Source organism: Myxococcales bacterium (genome assembly GCA_016706225.1).
GTDB lineage: Bacteria > Myxococcota_A > Polyangia > Polyangiales > Polyangiaceae > JADJKB01.
In genome coordinates this window covers 198,553-217,280 of record JADJKB010000025.1, presented here as the reverse complement: position 1 = coordinate 217,280, position 18,728 = coordinate 198,553, and the positions used below count along the sequence as shown (strand labels likewise).

Below are 18,728 nucleotides of genomic sequence, written 5' to 3'. Positions count from 1 at the left end.
CGCGAGCAAAGCCCGCCACAGCTGATCCCCCCTTGCCAGCGGACGCTCGCCTGCACTACGGATGCGTGATGAAGAGTCTGATCCTCAACGGGGTCACGCCGTATCACTGGGCGTGGGGTGGGGCCGGCGTCGCGCTCGTGACGTTGTCCATGGTGTGGCTCACGAATCGTCGCCTGGGCGTCTCGACGGGGCTCGAGAGTGTCTGCTCGCTGGTCCTCCGAGCGCCCTATTTCCGGCGCGCCGACCTGCTGAGCTCCAACAGCTGGCGCCTGCCGATGCTGGTGGGGCTCGTGCTGGGCGGCGTGCTGTCCGCCGTCCTGGGTGGCGGCTGGGCGCCAACCTGGAATGCCGGGATGTTGGATCAGGTGTTCGGACTGGGCCCGGTGGCGAAGCTCGCACTGATGTTTGGAGGCGGACTGTTCATCGGCTTCGGCACCCGCATGGCCGGGGGCTGTACCAGCGGTCACGGCATCTTCGGGCTCTCGAACTTCGAGTCGTCAGGTCTGGTCAGCACGCTCAGCTTCATGGGAGCCGGCATGCTGACGACCACGATTGCCTACCGTGTGATCGGGGGCATGTGATGCCGCTGGTCTTCGTGGTGTTCGGCGTCGTGTTCGGCTGGACGCTGAGCCGCAGCGGCGCGGCGGACTACGACTTCATCCAGAAGATGTTCCTGTTTCAGGACTTTCAGCTGTACGGCATCATCGGCACAGCGGTGGCGCTGACTGCGCCCGGACTCTGGCTGATCAAACGGCGCGGTCGCACGTTGACCGGAGCCGTGGTCACGCTGGGGGAGAAACCTCGGCATCGCGGCAACGTCATCGGCGGCGTGCTGTTCGGCATCGGCTGGTCGATCACGGGCATGTGTCCCGGGCCGATGCTGGTGAACGTCGGCGAGGGCAAGCTGTACGCCGTCGCCGCGCTCGCCGGAGCGCTGGTCGGCGCCGCCGTGTTCGGGGTGTTGTACCCGAAGCTCGCCCCGCGCATCGGTCTGCCTGCGCTGGCCACGGGCACCGGCGACGGCTGAACGACGCGGCGGCACGCAAAATCGAGCGGGGGCCGGCATGGGCTTCAGTTCTCCACGCCAGACGGACGACGGTTCGTGCTAGCGTCAGGCGAACCAATCGAGGGAGACGGTCATGCGAGCGGTGTTGCTATCGGTAGCGCGGTCTAGCAGCAGCGCTCTTCGCCACCCGGCGCTCACGCCGACCGGCGGACCGCCGCAACCCGACCTGAGCCGGGTGCCCTTCGCTAGTCCTCCCGACCGCGCCCCAGGTCGAGCACGACTTTCTCAGTCTGAGCGACCAAATAATCTCCGATGGCGACGTACACCCGCGCGGCCGTTGCGCTCACGCTGGTGATGAAGCTTCCGGGAGACTCCACTGGCACGCGCCAGAGCTCCTTGCCACTCTGCGCGTCCACCGCGAGCACGTGCTGGGTGTTGGTGCCCTTCACGAAGAACCCCGGAGCTACGTAACAGAACGGCCCGCTCGATTCAGCGTATGCTGCCGGGATGCGCGCTCGAGTCATCACCAGCGTGGGGGTGTTGTTGCTCGCAACGGCGTGTGGCGACGACGCTGCGGTCGCGGCCGACACCACACTGCGGCCGCTGACCCGTGCGCCGCTCACCACGGAAGAGAGCCTGAGCGTGCTCCACCCCATCCAGACCGCGACTCAGGAGCTGAGCCCGCAAAAGCCACAGGCGATGGACCAGATGCTCGCCGACGGGTTCGGCGACACCGCGACCGGCCCGGGTCTCGCAGTGCTGAAGCGCACCCTGGATGACGCACCGCCGCCCGCCGCACACGCTGGTGGACCCCAGCACCACCAAGACCCAGCCCGGCACGCTGACGCTGGAGGAGTGGCAGAGCTTCGTCGGCGGCTACGATCACGTGCTTGCACACGTCACCGGTCACTCACACATCCACCGTGTTCACCGCCGGCAGCAGACCGGCAAGAACGCCTACTGGGAGCTGAGGCGTGTCGTCGGCCGGGCCCCTACCAGGTGTAGCCGCCCCCGACGGTCACGATCACGAATTCCGAAACGTAGATGGCCATCGCGCTGATGGTCCAACGCCGCAGCTTGGCGGTGCCGGCGTTGTACTTTGGAAAACTCAGCGTGAGCACCGGCCCGTGCGCCACGCTGCTGCTGCTGTCCTCGTTCTCTTTGTCGCCCACCTTCGTCGTGGTGAACGTCGCAGCAGCGCCGGCGCGATACCCCAAGAACACTCCGAACCCACCTTGTTCGAGCGTGGCCGGCTCCATCGTGCCGAAGCGCAGCCACTGGTAACCCGCCGTCAGCGACGCCGACACGGTGGCCTGTTCATACTTCACCTCGGTGTTGCCCGCCGTCACCGAACCAAAGCCGCCCTGAAACGTCCCCATGAGATCGAGGCCGAGACCACTCCAGCCTCCACCCTCCGGCCCGGGGAACTGCCCGCCGGCCATCAGCCGCAATCCGCCCTGAATCGAGTAGCCCATCAGCGTGAGATCGAGATCACCGGTGCTGGTGCCGTACAGGCCCGAAAGCTCCAGCGCGCCACCCAAGTCGTGGGACGGCGGTGTCACCACGCGGCTGACACTCTGCCCTTGAAGCCCGAAGCTCACACCGCGACCGTCCACGCGGGTGTTCGTGTCCTCGCGACAGACCTCGCCAGGCCGAGTGGCGCAATCGCGACGGGTCGCGTGCTGCGCGCTTCCGCCAGGACCAATCTGGGTCGCGCCCGGAGCTGTTCCGCCCGGCGCGCTCGCGCCCGCCAGCGCGGTGCGATCCGGCACCAGCGCCACCACCTTGACCTGCGCCCACGCCCAGGTCTCTTCGCGTTTGTCCGGGTGCTGAAACGTCACGAACGACCCGGGCTCGTGGCGAACGACCCGCACGTAGAGCACTCGGTTGTCCGCGGTGACCAGCACGTCCCAGTTGTTGGTGGCTGCCCCCGGAACCGGGTAACTCGGCACGGCTGGCGCCGCGGGAGGAGGGCTCGGCTGCTCGGTCGGCGGTGGCGTTTCGCCCGCCGGCTGGGCGGCGGCAATCGCAGGCCAAGAAATCATGAGGGCGAGTCGCAGGGTCGAACGCATTCGGGGCATGGCACCTCCACGGCGGCGTCGAGACAGCTCGACTGGGAGAAACTCGCGACCATACTCAGAAAAAAGTTCAAATTCTCCTTGAAAACACAGCGCCGCACCCCTTTCGGGAACCGGGGCCGCCGGCGCTCAGCCGGAAGCCCGAGTGCCCGAAGAAGAAAGCGCGAACCCTAAGGGCCCCGCGCGGCTCTCACCGAAGGTCATGGATATCACCGTCAGATTCCCAGGGAACAAGCGCGTCGATGCCCTCTTTGGCGATCGGGTCATCCACACCGATCAGAGCCCGTTGCACGGCGGCGAGGGCAGCGCACCTGAGCCGTTCGAGCTGTTTCTCGCCTCGCTCGCGACCTGCGCCGGGGTCTACGTGCTCGGCTTCTGCCAGGCGCGCAACATCCCGACGGACGGCATCGAGCTGACCCAGCACCAGGACTTCGACGAAGCCGGACGGCTTGCGCGCGTGACGATGAAGATCAGCGTGCCCGCTGGTTTTCCGCCCAAGTACGTGCCGGCGCTCGAACGGGTCGCGGCCAAGTGCACGGTCAAGCGTGTGATCCAGGACGCTCCCGAGTTCGTGATCGAGGCGACGGCCCGAGCGCCGGAGCACGAGACGGCCGCGGCGGTTCACTGAGACGAGCCGACTACCGCTGCCTCGTCACCACCGTCGAGTGCTGCTCGCCCCGCTCCCCGGCGCACAGGAGGAGCGTCAGGTTGCTGGCCAGGAAGTTGCGACTCGGCTCCGGCAGCACGATGCCAAGCCGCGCCAGCGTCTCCAGCGCATCCTTCACCGTGTCCAGCGCGCCTTCGACCAGCGTGCGTCGCGCGTCCACCAGCGCTTGGGCCTGCTGACGCAGCAACATGGATTGTGCGATCTCCGGCGCGTAGGCCAGATCGTTCAGGCGGATCAGCCGAATGTCGACCCCCGCCGCCTGCACCTGCCCTCGAAGCTGACTCGCGAGGGCGTGGATGATCTCCGCGCTCTCCTTCTTCAGACAGGGCTGGTTGGGGTTCTCGCTCTCGTACGGGAAGCGCGAGCACACCGCCTTCAGCACCGTAGAGGCCTGGTTGTTCACGAAGGTACGATAGTCCTGCACGTCCAGCGTCGCTTTCACCGGATCGACGACGTGAAAGACACACACCGCGGAGGCCTGGATCGGGTTGCCGTGGGTGTCCACGATGGTGGTCAGCGGGATCTCGGCAATGGCATCGCGCAACGAGACCCGGCGCCATCCGAGCCCGATGGGGAACGCCCAGTGGATGCCAGGCTGCACGATGCTGCGCCGGTACTTGCCCCAGTACAGCACCACGAAGGCGACGCGCGGCTCGACCACGAAGAACCCGCGCAAGATCAGGATCAGCAGGATCAGGCCCGGGATGAAGCCCACCCCCACCACGACCCCGAGCAGCTCTCCGAGCTCTTCGGTCATGACCGCACCTGCGCTGTGGGGCTCGTCGGATCCAGAGTGACCGCGATGGGCATGACCGTCTGCACGCGCTCTCCGCTGCAGAGCACCATCATGAGGTTCGTGGTCAGCGACTCCAGCGCGTGGGGCGGCAACTGGAGGCCCGAGCTCGACATCTTCCCCAGCGCACCCCGCACCGTCTCGGTCGCACCCCGGACCATGGTGCGCCGTGCATCCACCATCGCGGCTGCCTGCTGTCTGAGCAGCATGGATTGAGCGATCTCCGCGGTGTAGGTGAGATCGTTGAGACGCAGGTCGAGCACCTCGACCCCGGCCGGAACCAACAGCTCCTGCAGCGTGGTGATCAAGTGACGAGTCACCACCTCACTCTCGTGTTTGAGGTTGGGTTGGCCCGGGTCCTCGGCCTCGTATGGGTAGTGGGCGCAGATGTTCTTGACCACGACCGTCGCCAACGAGTTCACGAACAGCGGGTAGTTTTCGACCTCGAGCGCGGCGCGCGCCGCATCGCGCACGCGGTAGGAGCACATCGCCGACACCTCGATGGGGTTGCCGCTGGACTCGACCACCACGAGGTGTGGCAGGTTCGTCGTCACGACCTGGCTCGAGATCCGGTACAGCTTGCGCCCCAGCGGGAAGACGTACCCCAGGCCGTTGTCCTCGATGGTGCGTTTGTACTTGCCGAAGCGCAGCACCACCACCTGAGTGAACGGTTGCACGATGATGATCCCGGTCAGCGCGTACAGTAGAAACAGGCCGAAGGCCCCCAGGCCTGCGAGCACGAGCAGAACGATCAGCTCTTCCATCCGTCCGGCATAGTCGATCGCCGCCGCCGCGAGCAACGGGCGCGCCGCCAACCGTCTCAGCCTCGTATTTCGCCCTTTCGGGCGAAACACGAGGCTACAGACTTCAGGCTGCAGACTTCAGTGGGTCCGCTCGACCGGTGGGGTTCAGTGCATGCTGCAGATGACGATCTGGGGGCGTCGAGGTTGTTGTAAAGTTCTCGGAAAGGTTGAATGGAACCAGAACGTCGATGCCGTGGAGGGCACGACGGGCGGTACGGAGGATGTCGGGGAAGAGAAGTAGCGCTTGTGCGCGTAGCACGGTCGGACAGGAAGCCTGGCCAGCGGGCTCTGGAGGGCGCCTTCGGCGAACCAGAGAACGAGGACGGAGTAGAGGAGTCCGACCAGGGGAGCGACGCGAAGGACCGCCGCTTCCTTGCGCTGTGTTGGCTACTTCGGGTATCCGCCGAATGATCGCCCGGAAATCGGAGGCGAACAAGACTTGAACAGCGCGCCGATATCACGACAATCCCTCGTGTTCTGGCCGTGTTTGCTCGATGGGCTGGAGGCGTCGTCGCCGGCGTGGTGCGAAGGGTGCACTCCGCCGTTCGGGCGACGACGCGGCCAACGTCTCTTTTCGTCGGACTCGTCGAGGACGCGTTCCGGTCGCGCGAGGAGCTCATCGCGGAGAACACCCTTCTGCGCCAGCAACTCATCGTCGCCGCGCGACGCGCTTCGTGACACCCGACGGGGTGATCGGTCGCGCGCCCAAGCTTCAAGGCGCACGAGCGCGGGCTCCATGGTCCTCCTGGCAAGTCTCGCTCGCCATTGGCAGAGCGCCATTCTTCTGATCCAGCCACAGACCGTGCTTCGCAGGCATCGTCACGGGGTTCGACTCTTCTGGCGCTGGAAGTCACGCCACCCCAGGGCCGCTGCGCCGCGGGTCGCAGCGGAAACCGTGGAGCTCATCCAGAGAATCGCGCGGGACAACCGGCTCCTGGGGCGCGGAGCGCATCCGGAGCCGAGCTTTGAAGCTCGGCATCCGCGTCGCCAAGCGCACCGTGCAGAAGTACATGCGGTCGGCGCGACCGCGCCCGCCGTCGGGCCAAACTTGGGCGACCTTCCTACGCAATCACATGCACCAAATCTGGGCGTGCGACTTCATCCAGACCTACGACATCTGGTTCCGGCCGCTCGTTGCGTTCTTCATCATCGAGCTTGGGTCGCGCAAGATCGTGAGCGTGGGGGTGACGAGCAACCCGAGCTCGAGCTGGGTTGCGCAGCAGCTCCGCAACGCCACGGCGTTTGGCGTCGGGCCTCGGGCCGCAAGCCCGAATTGTCGGCGTTTTCCATGCGCCACCATCCGACGTCAGTTCGGGTGAATTCGAGCTGGGGCTACGACTGGAGTGCGGCTTTCAACAGGTACGCGCTGCAGAGCACGCATCATTCCGGGGAGAGCACCCAGCCTTGCTCCGGCGCGGGGTTTAGTTTGTCGGATCCGATCCCGCCCCAAACCACTGCGCGGTCTCCGGCACCGAGTACGGTCATGCTGTGGAGTGCGCGCGCTGGAGGGGCGCACTCGTCCTTCGGGAGCGGTGTCCATGTGTCCGTCGCGATGTCGTAAATCCCGCCCGTAGCCAGCAGCCCTTCCACACCGGTACCACCGAAGACAACTAACTTCCCTGCCTCGCCCAAGGCGGGGAGCACCGCGCCCGCTGCACCCGATCGGGCAGAAGGGGCGCCGGCGCCAGACATCGCTTTCCACTTCCACTCCGGGATTGAGAAGCGAGCACCGTCGTCACGGAACTTGGAAGCGTCCCCGCCACCCCAAATGATGACCTCTTCGTTCGCCGGCGACCAGACCGCGACCGCGCCGTCGCGAGCCCCGATTTGGCCGTCCGTCGGAGGCAGCTTCCACTTGCCTGTCTTCGCGTCGAACAGGTAACCGGCGACCTCCTTCGACTCATGCAGTTCGCCGTGGGTCAGCACGCCATACTCCCCAGCGGTGACCGTCACGCAACCGAAGCACTGGAGGGGCGCGGGATCCACGGGCGACCACGAATCGGAGTTCAGGTCGTACAGCGCTCCGTCGCTGAGAAGCACGCCATCTTTCGTGTACCCGTCCCACACGAGCAAGCCGCCTCCCACCACCCCGAACTTGTCCACGCCGCGTGCACTGGGCGCTCCGACACTGGCCACGGGTGTCCACACGCCTGCGACGGGGTCGAATCGAGCACCATCACCCAACACGCCTTGTTCGTACCCGTCGCCGCCCCAGACCACCAGCATTCCGCCGGCGACGACCATGGCGTGGTTCATCCGCGGACTCGGCGCGCCCGCATCGGGGAGCGAGATGGGACTCGCGCTCGGACCCGCAGGGATGCGCACGCCGTCTCCGCGCAGCTTCTCGAAACGGCCTCCCCAGACGAATACGTCGCCTTCGAAGGCGGTCGCGCCATGGTCCGTGCGAGGCGACGCGCCCGGAGACGGCGGCAGCCAGCGCCAGTGCGTTCCGACGCACCCGCCGCCCTCGCCGCCGGTCCCCGAGCTCCCGCCCCCGCCGCTCGCTGGCGCATCCGTGGTCGTCTGCCCGCAACCGAGAGCGAGGCACACCAGGGCAACCGAGCACCGGCTCACAAGCAGTACTCCCGCTCCAGCGGCACGCCTCCGTTCGGCTGGCACTCCGCCTTTGCCACAAACCCAGTCCAGGCACCCATGCTACAGCAGACGAGGTTGCACTGATCCGCGGTCATCGTGGCTCCGCCGCAGGCGCCCAGGCGCATGAATTCCACGTCCACGGGACTCTCGGAAACCACGCAGCACTCGGTGCACGCCGCATCCGGCAGCGCACTTCCCGGACACATCATCATGGGCGCCCAGAACTTCCCACCCCCGTTGTCGCAGCACGTGCGAGCGTGCGTGCGTGCGTGCGTGCGTGCGACATCATGCCAACCTCCGAGCGTGTGTACGCAAACGCATCATCTCAGATTCTGGAGTGCGTGTCTCGACGGTGCCCCGGTCATTGTTGACGGGGGTCAAGTCCGTGCACGCGTGGGCGCGTGCGGGACTTCCGAGTCGTCGCAGGCGGTTGCCACGCACAGGCCGACGCCAAACAACGAGAACGCTTTGGCAAGGAGCTGGGCCATTCTGTTTCCTCACCGCATGGCGTGTTCTGAGGGTTCTCGAGCACGGAGTCGGGCGTCACGGCCAGTCGATAGACGCGGAACATGTCGGCGCCACCCTCACCAGCGTGAAACGGCCAGTAGAGGTGTGTGTCGTCCGCAACGACGTCGACCACGTCGATGATGTTGTTGCGGAGGACCTCCGCACCGTCGTCCATCGTCGGGCAAGTCAGCACGTAGCCGCCGGTGCCGCCGGTGCCGGCGCCGCCCAACCCGGTGCCGCCGTCGGTCGCAGTCGTTCCACCCTCGGCAGCGCTGCCCCCTCCGGCGCTCGTGGCGGAGCAGGCGCTCGCTGTGGGGGCGAGGCCGGCCGCCACTGCTGCCAGTAGATCCGTCCGCCGCGCGAAGGAAGATCGAAGCGCCAAGGCCTGCCTCACGCTACCTGCTCAGTCCGAACAGCCAGGCGAGCCCCGTCCGTTGTCGTCAGCATCGCCCACATGGTGCGCCCTGACTTCTGCGCTGGCCATGGTCAATCGTTGCGGCTTCGCACGGCGGATCCCACCGAGCAACGCGGTCAAGATCTCAGGACGTGACGAGCTCTGCAGTCGCTCGTCGCCCCACCCTCGAGCACAAGCGTGCCCCAGCGCCGCTCGCTCAGGCACTCACGCTCGTCGGCCGCGAGGCGCGGAGGCACGATCGCCACGTCATACGGACAGCGCGGGATGTCCTCGGGCCCGCGCGTGCGCATGTGGTGCCCCCTGTCATCGCGCCTGGTTTTTTTCCGAGTCCACGCGGCCGACGCGACGCCGAGCACGGAGAGCCGGCGCTGCCACGGCGGCTAGCCCAAGCAAACCGATCGTGCGAAGCTAGCGGACGCCGAGATCACCGCCGACATCACCTCGGCGGGCAAGCCGGGATCGATCTCGTCGTTCGGGCAAGACGCGGTCGGCGAGCTGTACGTCACCGACTTCGACGGCAAAGTCTGGCGTATCGACCCAGAGTGATGTCCGTCGATACCGACAAGCTACGCGAGCTCATCGAGCGCTCCTCTCGCGTCCTGGTGTTCACCGGCGCCGGCATCTCCACGGGCAGCGGCATCCCGGATTTTCGCGGTCCGACCGGGGTCTGGCAGAAGCGCGCGCCGGTCTACTTCCAGGAGTTCATGGCGGACGAGGACGCGCGGCGCGAGTACTGGGAGTACAAGCTCGAGGGCTACCTCGGCTTTCGCGACGCCCGTCCCAACGCCGCGCACCTGGCGCTGGTCGAGCTCGAGCGGCGCGGCAAGCTCGAGAGCCTGGTCACCCAGAACATCGATGGGCTGCACCAGGCGGCAGGGACGAGCTCGAAGAAGCTGATCGAGCTTCACGGCACGAACTCCGAGGTGGAGTGCGTCGAGTGCCGGCGCCGCGAGCCCGTCGAGCGCTGCATGACCGATTTCGAGCGGACGCGCGAGCCGCCCGCCTGCACGGCGTGTGGCGCGCTGATGAAGCCGGCGGTGGTGATGTTCGGGCAAGCCCTCGACATGACGCTCCTGGGCGCGGCGATGCGTGCGGCCGAGCGGGCCGACCTGGTGCTCGCGCTCGGCTCCTCGCTGGTGGTCACTCCGGCTGCCGACGTGCCGCTCGCGGGAGCGCGTCGGGGAGCGCCCTACGTGATCGTCAACCGCGGCGAGACGGCCCACGATCGCCTGGCCACCCTGCGCATCGACGACGACGTCGTCAGCGTCTTGCCTGCCGCCGTGGCTTGAAGAAGAGAAGATTTTGTCACCACGGCGCCCACGGGAGACGCCACGAACGCCACGAAGAAATTCTGGGCTCAGAAAAATTGGAAGGAACGGTCAATATCCAGAAGGTCACGATCTTCGTCAGTACCGCCCCTACTGGTCAAGGTCACCGACCTGGACCTCGCAGTTGGGCCGCGCGGCGCGAAACACCCGCATGGACTCGGGGGTAACGGACACTCCAATCAAGTGCAGGGGCGTCTACGACGCGCCCAGCACCACGCTCCCCACCCGCGGGATCGCCCGGAAGTGCTCGTCGAAGGTGACCACCGAGGCGCCCTCGCGGGCCGCAACGGCAGCGATCCAGATGTCGTTCGTCGGGAGCGGTGTCCCTGCCTTGCGCAGCGCCACCACTATTTCCGCGTAAATGCGCGAAGCCGCATCATCGACGTCGAGGACTTCCACCACCGGGTTCCGCAGGAACGCCGCTAGCTCGCGTTCGTTCTCGGGCGACTTGCGCCCGAGTGCAAAGCCCGTGCGCAGCTCACCCAGGGCGACCGCGGGGAAGCCCACCCATTCCGCCGCGTCGATGACCTCGATGGCCGTGGGCGCACCGCGCTTGAAGTGGCTGTACGCGGAGGTGTCGAGGCAGATCCTCATCGCTTCCAGATCTCTTCGTCGACACGCTCGAACATGGACGTGTCTCGCTCGAAGCGCGCCAGGTCTTCCTTCGACCAGGTCCCGGCGAGCTTCCCGAGCGAGTTGGACCGGACCGCAGTCGAGTCGAGCCCGAGCGCTTGCCTGAGTAGCTGCAGCACCGTCTGGTTCAGCGAGGAACCGCGGCGTTTCTTCTCGCGTTCGAGGGCGCGCGCCAGCTCCCCATCCACGTCGCGGACTGTCAATGCTTTCATCCAGTGCAGTCTATGACTTCAGCAGTGAATGCGCAATCGGCATGATCGACGCCGCGCGCGAGGTCCGCGGCTCGGAAAGGCGACACAATCTCGGACTCATGCGATCTTTGCCTTCCGTTGCGAGTGGAACGCAGGACTCTGTGAGGCGCCGTGCTCGCGCTCGGGATCCTCGCCGTGATCATCGCCATGGGCGCGATGTGGCGGCGGGGGTGAGCGCAAGTGCGGACGCGGGCGAAGGGTCCTCGCGCCACCGGCTCATGAACGGCTCGAACCCGCGTACGACGAGCTCGTCCGTGCGCTCCAGGGGCTCATTCGATCGCTCGACGCGCGCTCCCAAGCCTGTAGCCTGGAGCCTGACCCCTGGAGCCCTCGTGTTTCGCCCGAAAGGGCGAAACACGAGTCAGAGTCGAGAGCCGGATTCCGGCCGATGCCGTTTGATTCAGCGAGTGAAGGTCACATGGAAGGGGGGCGTCGTCGCAGTGATGGGCCGTCCGGCTGCGTCGCGCGCCGCCCGGAAGCGCTGACCGAGGGCGCAGGCGCGTGCGGAGGCGCCAAAACCGTGACCGGGATCGGACAGCACGGTCACCGCCAGCGCATGGCCGTCGGTGTGCACGGTCACCGCCACCAGGACGCGCGCGAAGTGGATCTGGTCGACGTCGGCTTGCGGGGGAAACGCGCAACTCCAGGCTGTGACGACCGGTCGTGCGGAGCTGGCCTGGCTCGGCGGGGGCCTGGTCTGCGCTGCGTGCGCCGCTGCGGGTTTGGTGGTTGCTGGCCCCGCGGTCACCGCATTGCGCGGAGCCATCCCGGCGCCGGTCGCGCGTGGGTCCGTGACCTTGGTCTCGCTGGTGCCGCTCGAAGCGGTGAGGCCACCCGCGTAGCGACCCGCCGAGCCTTGCACCATCGTGAAGTCCACGACGTCGCCCTCTCCCTCGACGGCGAGGACTCTGCCCGCCTGCGCAGCAGGTGGCACGGCCGCGTTGCCGATGGGCGTGTTCGCTCCGATCTGGAAGTTGACTCGCGGTCCCGCCGGATGCCGTTCGTTCACGGCTCCGGGGAGCGGAGCCGGGCCGCCGGCTCCAGGCTCGGCAGACTCGTCGCGGGCCTCGGACGGCGGCGGCGCCTCCGGCGCGGCAGCAACCGCGGCGCGAGGCGGCTCCGGCTCGATCTCGATCTCGTAGAGCTGCAGGTCACGCGCGGTCACAGATCCGCCGGTCGCCAACATCACGAACAGCGATGTGTGAATGACGCTACTGAGCAGGAGGCTGCCCGCGAAGCGCCGAGACGCGGATGCGGAGCGGGCCATGTTGCCGTTCGGAATGGCTGCAAGCTTCGCGCCACGAAATGCGGCTTCCACTGAGACTTCTACCGCAATGCGCAAGCCGAAAGCTCTGCGCTCGGCGCTATTTCTCGGCAATCAGTGCGCGGTGCTGGCGCACGATTTCATCGACGCGGGCAGTCGACCTCGCGACCGCGCACGCGAGCGCAACCGTTCGTTGGCCTCGCGCCGGACTGGGACGACGTGAGACTCAGCGCGCCGGCCAGAGTCGCTGCCACTCCATGCGCCACCCAACCGTGCCCATGGCAACGGAATCGTAGCCCGGTTGGCCCGAGTGCATGACCCACAGGTTGCCCGCCGTGAACAGGGCCGAAGGTGTGCCCTGCATGCCTTCGTTTGCTCGTACCCCGACCGCGAACGCCTTGTCGTCGCACCCAACGGCGTTGAACCGCGGCTCGCCGTTTCGGTCGAACAAACGAGCGACCGTGCCCTTGCGATCCGCTGTTTGCCAAGCCACCACGAGCGTGTCGTCGTCGCCGTACGCCAAGCTCGGGTAGAAGTGAGCCGCTCCCGTCCCAGCGTCCACGCGATATGGCGCCGTGACGGTCTTGCCGTCGTCTGCGGAGACCTTGGCTAGGCGGGGGCTAGCTTCGCCGCGCGGCCGACGATCAAACCTCGGCGCTTCAGCAGCCGGTACATGGTGACGGTGTTCACGCCGGCCTGCTCTGCCGCCTCGCGCACGTTGCCGCCGCACTGGTTCAATAGCTCCAACAAGTAACGTCGTTCGAGCGGGGCCAGCCACTCCTCCCTCAGCTCGAGCAGGCCCTTCAGCGGAGGGTCGGGCTCCCGCCTGCGGTCCACGTTGCGACGCAGTGGTGCGGGCAGGTCTTCAGGGCCGATCTCGTCGCTCGTCACCATGGCTGCGGCGTACTCCATGCAGTTGCGCAGCTCCCGCAAGTTGCCGGGGAAATCATGGGCTTCGAGCGCGGCCACGGCGCCAGCGCTGAGGCGCAGATCGCCGCGCCCGAGATCTTGTGCGGCGCGCCGGAGAAAGGTCTCGGCGATCACCTCGAGGTTGTTCTTGTACGAACGAAGCGCCGGCAACTCGAGCGTGACGACGCCAACGCGGTAGTAGAGATCCTCGCGGAAGGTGCCGGCCCGAACCATGTCCGGAAGATCGCGGTGGGTAGCGCAGATCAGGCGCACGTCGATGGGTTTTGGCGCCCCGTTGCTGCCGACGGGCAGGATCTCCCGGGCTTCGAGCACCCGCAGCAACTTCGCTTGCAGCGACGGCGCGAGGTCGCCGACCTCGTCCAGAAACAGCGTTCCGCCGTTGGCCTTCTCCAGCTCCCCGAGCTTGGTGAAGGTCGCACCGGTGAACGCACCCTTCACGTGCCCGAACAACATGCTCTCCAGCAGTTGCTCGGGGATTGCCGCGCAGTTGACGGAGACGAAGGGGGCCTCGCGACGCTTGCTATTGAAGTGGATGGAGTGAGCGACCAGCTCCTTGCCGGTGCCACTCTCGCCCTGGATCAACACCGGGATGTCCGTCTCGGCGACCTGTTCGATCTGGTGTTCGAGCCAGAGCCACTCGGGCGAGAGCCCCTTGAGCAGGAAAGGACGTCGTTTGGCGCCTGCGCCGGCCCGGTACATGTGAGCGCGCCGCAGAAACTTCGCTGCGCTTCGCGCCACCTCGCCCAGAGCTTCCTCGGTATCTGCGGCGAAGGCGCTCGGTTCAGCGCTCGACACGCTGAGTACTCCGATCGGACGGCGCTGATACGGGATGGGCACCGCGACGATCGAGCGAACGTCGATCAAATACTTCGCGTAGTGGGGATCGCGTGAGGTGTCGTCGGAGCGGTAGGGTTGGTTGTTCCGGAACACCCAGAGTGCGATGCCGTCCGGACGCCCGTCGGTCCGGTGGCGCAGCAAGAGCCCCGGCACGGTCATCACGACTCCGTCGACCACATGGAAGTCGAGCCGCAGAGCCTTCTCGGTCTCGTCCCAGACGAACAAGGCACCGAAGCGCGCGCCCGTGCGCTCCATCGCCGCCTCGAGCACCACGCGCTCGATCCGCTCCTCCGCGGCGGCGTGGAAGCGCAGCTCGAGTAAGTTGCTAGCCGACATATCTACTAGCAACGCATGCACTAATAGTTGCTTTAGCGCAACTCCATCACCGCAGATCCCGCGACTTATTGCGACTTCTCCTGGGCCAGGCCGCTGGCATGGCCCGTGCTGTTGGGCCGCTGTCGATAGGAGACACCCCATGATGCGCAGCCGCCCCCTCAGCCTGATCTCCCTGCCCTTTGCGCTGACTCTGTTGGCGTGTTCCGCCGAGACCCGATCACCCCAGACGGAGTCGGTGGGGACCGAGACGCAGGCCCTGACCGGCGCGGCCCTCGTGGTGAACGAGTGCGCCACCGGAACCTCCGGCTACATCGAGCTTTACAACCCCACCGCGGCGACGATCGACATCGTAATCGACTCGAGCTGCTGGTTCGTGGACGACGTCGAAGGTGGCGGCGCCCCCAAGCGCGTCACCGACAGCAATGTGAACCACGCCGCGACCTCCAGCACGTGTGCCGCCGCCGGGCGAGCGGCGACCTGCGGACTCGTGGGTCCCGGCGAGCTCGTGTGGGTCCCGTACTCGTACGTGAACGCGAAAACCGCCGATGCGTGCCGGCTCATCAGCTCGCCACTCTCGGCGGGGGTCTGCTCGACGAGCTACCTGGACGCCACGGTCGGTGGGCCCACTGCTTCGAGCGCGTCCGGGCAGTGTTTCGGTCGTCAAGGGGACAGCGGGCCGTGGCAGTCCGCGGCGATCGGGTGCACACAGGGCACATCGAACGGTCCGACGTGCGCGGTTGGAGCCGAATGTGACGATGCTGATGCCTGCACGGCGGGTGAGACGTGGTCGTCGACCTGCGTCTGCGCTGCCGGCGCGGCGATTTCCTGCGACGACGCCAACCCCTGCACCGCCGACGCTTGCGACGCACTGGCCGGCTGTACCCACACGAACGTCACGGACGGCACCCTCTGCGGCACCGAGATGAGCTGCTCCGGCGGGACGTGTGCAGCCGATGTGCCGCCACCAGCCGGGGACGCTCAGATCGTCCAGCAGGGCGCAGCCGACAAGATCCTGCTGCGAGGCACCGTCGTCACGGAGGCGGGCTTCTTCGCCGGCGAAGTGCTGATCGACGGCGAGACCATCACCTGCGTCGCCGAGAGCTGCGCGAGCGCGGTTCAACAGATGAGCCCCGGCCCGAGCATCGTGGCCACGAACGGCATCATCCTGCCGGGCCTCATCGACACGCACAACCACATCTTGTTCGACATCTTCGACGAATCGGACTGGTCGCCGACCAAGGTCTACGTCAATCACAACCAGTGGCCGGGCGACGCCCGCTACGGGGCGATGGTCGACGCCAAACAATACCTGAATGGCGAGTACAGCTCGCCGGTCAGCATCGGCTGCGAGCTGAACAAGTACGGGGAGCTCAAGGGCCTGATTGCCGGCACGACCAGCATTGCCGGCGCGGCGAACCCCGCCAACAAAGCCTGCTACGGCTCGCTCGCGCGCACCATCGACCAGAGCTCGAACGACCTGCCAGGGGACAAGGTGCAAGCAGCAACGTTGTTCCCCAACACCACGAGCGCAAACAGTGTGTGCAGCAACCTCGCGACCGGCAAGACGGACTCGTACCTGGTTCACCTCGGCGAGGGTGTGGATGCCACGTCGCTCAACGAGTTCGACAAACTCTGGACGGTGCCGACGGTCGACGGCTGTCTGCACGCCCCGCAGACTTCCATCGTGCACGGAACGGCCTTCGGCGACGCCGAGTTCACGACCATGGCCGAGCGCGGCATGGGTCTGGTCTGGTCACCGCGCTCCAACGTGTTCCTCTACGGCTCCGGTGTGGACTACACCAAGACCACCAACATTCCGCTCGCCCTCTCCAAGGGGCTCAACGTGAGCCTGGCACCCGATTGGTCCATCGGTGGTAGCCAGAACCTGCTCGATGAGCTGCGCTTCGCCAGTCAGGTCGACGACGGCGCTTGGGGCAACATCCTCACCCCCAAACAGCTGTTCGAGATGGTAACGGTCAACCCCGCAAAGGCCCTCGGTCTCAGCAACGTGATCGGGTCCATTGCGGTGGGCAAAAAGGCAGACCTGTTCGTGATCGGCGGCGATGCCTCCGCTCCCTACGACGCCTTGCTCGCGACGGAGCCCAAGAACGTCCGCATGGTCCTGGTCGGCGGTCGCACGCTCTACGGCGATGCAGCACTCGCCGCACTAGCCCCGCCGGGACCCGCCTGCGAGGCGCTGCCGATGTGCGGGGCCGACAAGTTCGTGTGCGTCGCCGAGAATGGCGGCACGGCCAGCAACAAGCTCGGCCAGACATACGCCGACATCGTCAACGTGATCTCCGGCGAGCTTCAGTCGTACGATGACCAGAACCTGACGCAGTGGGACTTCTCGCCCATCGCTCCGCTAGTGAAGTGCCCGTCGGGCTCGTGAGCAGGAGCCGCCCAGGTTCTATCAACTTGAAACGTGGTGCGCAGTCGTCCTACTTTAGCCGCCATGAGTGAGGGGGAGACAAAGCCCGAGGCGGCAAGCGACGGGGAAGACGAAGCGGTCAAGGCAGCGACGGCGGCTGAAGCGGAAGCGTCGGACCGTCCGAGCATCGTCGAAGAGGTGGAGCCGGAGATCGTGTCGCCGGAGGCCCCGCACAAAGCACGGACGCATCATCCGCCGCCTCCACCGCGCCTGCGGGCGTCGGAGGGCCGCCCCCTCGAGGTGAGCGGCGAGCCCAAGTTGGCGCGGGACCTCATGACGCGGCAGCTCTTCACCATCGGCCCGGAAGACAGCCTCGAATCCCTCGAGGAGCACATGGCCACGCTCCACTTCCGTCACCTGCCGGTCGTCGACGACGACAAGGCGGTCGGCCTCATCACCCATGCCGATCTGTTGCATGCCTCGTCCAGCTACCTCACGAACCTGGCCAAAGAGGTCGACGAGATCGTCCACAAGCTGCCCGCCAAACGCATCATGCGACAAGACTTCGCGTCCGTGCGCCCGACCGACGACTTGGTCGAGGTTGCGGCGGTGATGTGGAAAGCGCGGGCCGTGTGCGTGCTCGTCACCGAGGAAGGTGGCAAGCTCGTTGGGATCATCACTCAGGGCGACTTCGTTCGGCTCGCGCACCATCTGCTGCAGCAAAAGCAAATCGGCGGCAGCAAATAACGAGTCATCGAGCGTCGAGCGTTTGCCGCTCGTGACAATCGCCTCAGTCCGTCGACGCACCCTTGAACGTCGCGATGACGCCCGCGACGCTCCGCGTGGGCATGTCGTGAGTCCACGTGTGGCTGATCTTTCCCGAGCTCGTCAGCAGCTTCGAGACCATCGAGTGCCCCGGCGGGTTCATGTTCGCGGAGGTGCTGTTTTGATGGACCTGGTGCGAGACCCAGCCGCTTTCTTGGGTGATCATCATGTTCGTGTCGTCGCTGCGCATCGTGAGCACGCCGACAGCCAGCTCGTTCGCTTGCGTCGTGGCGAGATCTGTCGTGGCGGTTGTCGTGGTCGCGTTGGTTCCTCCGACCAGACTGAGACCCCACGCATCGAGGCTCGGGGGCGCCTTCAAGCCGGCGACCTCGATGGCACCCCAGGCGATACCTTGCACCTGCGGCGGCCCCTCGGGGTCGACGCTGATGATGAACGAGCCCGCGGCCGCGATGTTCTGTGCGATGAAGATGTACGAGCGAGCCTTCTGGTGGCTCGACGCCAGCGGTTCGCCCTGCACGACGCGCGTGTAGGTATTCCCCTGATTGTCGGCGACACTGCCGTTCGAGAGGACACAGTCGCCGGCTACGCCCGCATCACCGTCGTAGCCGTACTCACTGATGCAGGTGATGCCGACGATGATCGCGTTGCCCGGCTGGGGTGTGGCGGACAGCGTGAGCTTCGAGACGGCCTCGGGCGACGTGCTGAGTTTGACAGCCGACGCTTGCACCACGGCGATCGGTTGCGGCCCTGCGTCGACGCTGGAGTCCGTGCTCGCGTCGCCCGGAGCGCCGCCAACGCCGGAGACTCCACCGGATGGCGCGCCTCCCATGCTACCCCCGGAGCCTGCGCCGCCGGCGAGCCCACCACTCCCACCGGAGGCGCCCGACGTGCCTCCGGTTGCGGCACCCCCGCTCGCTGAGCTGCCTCCCGTCGCCGCCCCGCCAGCGCCACCGGAGCCCTCACTCCCGAACTCCGAGCCGCCGCATGCGACCAGCAGAAGACCGACACCCCATCCCAACAGGCCCCGCGCTCGCATCTGGGTACTCTGACACAGCTCTCCACGAGGGCGAACAGCGCTCTGTTCCCGCCGGCGCCGACCTACCCTGTGGTGGGTTCGAGTCAGGGGTC

At 66.6% G+C, this 18,728-nt stretch carries 22 protein-coding genes; 9 read left to right on the top strand and 13 right to left on the bottom strand.

Translation table 11 applies throughout. The features are described from left to right. The first annotated feature begins 68 nt into the window (after positions 1-68). Positions 69-581: a YeeE/YedE family protein gene (locus tag IPI67_39580; GenBank protein MBK7586275.1), complete on the top strand. Its 513-nt coding sequence runs from the start codon at positions 69-71 to the stop codon at positions 579-581. After that, positions 581-1,027: a YeeE/YedE family protein gene (locus tag IPI67_39575; protein MBK7586274.1), complete on the top strand. Its 447-nt coding sequence runs from the start codon at positions 581-583 to the stop codon at positions 1,025-1,027. Before IPI67_39580 ends, IPI67_39575 begins: the two co-directional genes overlap by 1 nt. Positions 1,028-1,251: 224 nt before the next feature. Here IPI67_39575 and IPI67_39570 read toward each other — a convergent pair whose 3' ends face one another. Further along, positions 1,252-1,530 (bottom strand): PQQ-binding-like beta-propeller repeat protein, encoded by a 279-nt coding sequence (locus IPI67_39570; GenBank protein ID MBK7586273.1) that lies wholly within the window; start codon positions 1,528-1,530, stop codon positions 1,252-1,254. On the opposite strand from IPI67_39570, the gene IPI67_39565 reads away from it, so the two are divergent. Continuing rightward, a complete protein-coding gene (locus IPI67_39565; GenBank protein MBK7586272.1) occupies positions 1,514-2,011 on the top strand; it encodes a hypothetical protein in 498 nt (165 codons plus the stop codon). The genes IPI67_39570 and IPI67_39565 overlap by 17 nt on opposite strands. Here IPI67_39565 and IPI67_39560 read toward each other — a convergent pair. Beyond that, on the bottom strand, positions 1,999-3,087 hold the full coding sequence (locus IPI67_39560; protein MBK7586271.1) for a hypothetical protein: 1,089 nt from the start codon (positions 3,085-3,087) through the stop codon (positions 1,999-2,001). The two genes, IPI67_39565 and IPI67_39560, sit on opposite strands and share 13 nt — an antisense overlap. A 199-nt stretch (positions 3,088-3,286) precedes the next feature. Here IPI67_39560 and IPI67_39555 point away from each other — a divergent pair, with 199 nt between their 5' ends. Continuing rightward, positions 3,287-3,712 (top strand): OsmC family protein, encoded by a 426-nt coding sequence (locus IPI67_39555; protein MBK7586270.1) that lies wholly within the window; start codon positions 3,287-3,289, stop codon positions 3,710-3,712. Between the two features lie 10 nt (positions 3,713-3,722). Here IPI67_39555 and IPI67_39550 read toward each other — a convergent pair whose 3' ends face one another. After that, positions 3,723-4,508 (bottom strand): SPFH domain-containing protein, encoded by a 786-nt coding sequence (locus IPI67_39550; protein ID MBK7586269.1) that lies wholly within the window; start codon positions 4,506-4,508, stop codon positions 3,723-3,725. After that, positions 4,505-5,359, bottom strand: a complete 855-nt coding sequence (locus IPI67_39545) for a hypothetical protein (protein MBK7586268.1) — start codon at positions 5,357-5,359, stop codon at positions 4,505-4,507. Before IPI67_39545 ends, IPI67_39550 begins: the two co-directional genes overlap by 4 nt. 953 nt (positions 5,360-6,312) lie before the next feature. Here IPI67_39545 and IPI67_39540 point away from each other — a divergent pair. After that, a complete protein-coding gene (locus IPI67_39540) occupies positions 6,313-6,666 on the top strand; it encodes a hypothetical protein (GenBank protein MBK7586267.1) in 354 nt (117 codons plus the stop codon). A gap of 61 nt (positions 6,667-6,727) precedes the next feature. On the opposite strand, the gene IPI67_39535 is transcribed toward IPI67_39540, so the two are convergent. The 3 genes from IPI67_39535 to IPI67_39525 all read right to left on the bottom strand — a co-directional run bounded on the left by IPI67_39535 (position 6,728) and on the right by IPI67_39525 (position 8,831). After that, complete coding sequence (locus tag IPI67_39535; GenBank protein MBK7586266.1) at positions 6,728-7,921, bottom strand: hypothetical protein; 1,194 nt, start codon at positions 7,919-7,921, stop codon at positions 6,728-6,730. Next, positions 7,918-8,082 (bottom strand): hypothetical protein, encoded by a 165-nt coding sequence (locus tag IPI67_39530; protein MBK7586265.1) that lies wholly within the window; start codon positions 8,080-8,082, stop codon positions 7,918-7,920. The genes IPI67_39535 and IPI67_39530 overlap by 4 nt, the downstream gene beginning before the upstream one ends. A 221-nt stretch (positions 8,083-8,303) precedes the next feature. Beyond that, positions 8,304-8,831 carry a hypothetical protein gene (locus IPI67_39525; GenBank protein ID MBK7586264.1) on the bottom strand — a complete coding sequence of 176 codons (528 nt, stop codon included), beginning with the start codon at positions 8,829-8,831 and terminating at the stop codon, positions 8,304-8,306. Between the two features lie 575 nt (positions 8,832-9,406). Between IPI67_39525 and IPI67_39520 the strand changes: the two genes are divergently transcribed. After that, positions 9,407-10,153: a Sir2 family NAD-dependent protein deacetylase gene (locus IPI67_39520; protein MBK7586263.1), complete on the top strand. Its 747-nt coding sequence runs from the start codon at positions 9,407-9,409 to the stop codon at positions 10,151-10,153. A 234-nt stretch (positions 10,154-10,387) separates the two neighbouring features. Here IPI67_39520 and IPI67_39515 read toward each other — a convergent pair whose 3' ends face one another. The 3 genes from IPI67_39515 to IPI67_39505 form a co-directional block, all read right to left on the bottom strand. After that, positions 10,388-10,786: a type II toxin-antitoxin system VapC family toxin gene (locus IPI67_39515; GenBank protein MBK7586262.1), complete on the bottom strand. Its 399-nt coding sequence runs from the start codon at positions 10,784-10,786 to the stop codon at positions 10,388-10,390. Next, complete coding sequence (locus IPI67_39510; GenBank protein MBK7586261.1) at positions 10,783-11,037, bottom strand: hypothetical protein; 255 nt, start codon at positions 11,035-11,037, stop codon at positions 10,783-10,785. Before IPI67_39510 ends, IPI67_39515 begins: the two co-directional genes overlap by 4 nt. A gap of 439 nt (positions 11,038-11,476) precedes the next feature. Next, positions 11,477-12,394, bottom strand: a complete 918-nt coding sequence (locus IPI67_39505) for a hypothetical protein (protein MBK7586260.1) — start codon at positions 12,392-12,394, stop codon at positions 11,477-11,479. Between the two features lie 16 nt (positions 12,395-12,410). Here IPI67_39505 and IPI67_39500 point away from each other — a divergent pair, with 16 nt between their 5' ends. Beyond that, on the top strand, positions 12,411-12,563 hold the full coding sequence (locus IPI67_39500; GenBank protein MBK7586259.1) for a hypothetical protein: 153 nt from the start codon (positions 12,411-12,413) through the stop codon (positions 12,561-12,563). 3 nt (positions 12,564-12,566) lie between these two features. Here IPI67_39500 and IPI67_39495 read toward each other — a convergent pair whose 3' ends face one another. Continuing rightward, positions 12,567-12,902 (bottom strand): hypothetical protein, encoded by a 336-nt coding sequence (locus tag IPI67_39495; protein ID MBK7586258.1) that lies wholly within the window; start codon positions 12,900-12,902, stop codon positions 12,567-12,569. A gap of 47 nt (positions 12,903-12,949) precedes the next feature. Further along, on the bottom strand, positions 12,950-14,443 hold the full coding sequence (locus IPI67_39490) for a sigma-54-dependent Fis family transcriptional regulator (protein MBK7586257.1): 1,494 nt from the start codon (positions 14,441-14,443) through the stop codon (positions 12,950-12,952). A 139-nt stretch (positions 14,444-14,582) separates the two neighbouring features. Between IPI67_39490 and IPI67_39485 the strand changes: the two genes are divergently transcribed. Both IPI67_39485 and IPI67_39480 read left to right on the top strand, forming a co-directional pair. Then, on the top strand, positions 14,583-16,835 hold the full coding sequence (locus IPI67_39485; GenBank protein MBK7586256.1) for an amidohydrolase family protein: 2,253 nt from the start codon (positions 14,583-14,585) through the stop codon (positions 16,833-16,835). A 63-nt stretch (positions 16,836-16,898) separates the two neighbouring features. Then, the gene (locus IPI67_39480; protein MBK7586255.1) at positions 16,899-17,561 is read left to right on the top strand and encodes a CBS domain-containing protein; all 663 of its coding nucleotides are present in this window, start codon (positions 16,899-16,901) and stop codon (positions 17,559-17,561) included. Positions 17,562-17,604: 43 nt separating this feature from the next. On the opposite strand, the gene IPI67_39475 is transcribed toward IPI67_39480, so the two are convergent. Next, positions 17,605-18,636 (bottom strand): hypothetical protein, encoded by a 1,032-nt coding sequence (locus tag IPI67_39475; GenBank protein MBK7586254.1) that lies wholly within the window; start codon positions 18,634-18,636, stop codon positions 17,605-17,607. Between the last annotated feature and the right edge of the window lie 92 nt (positions 18,637-18,728).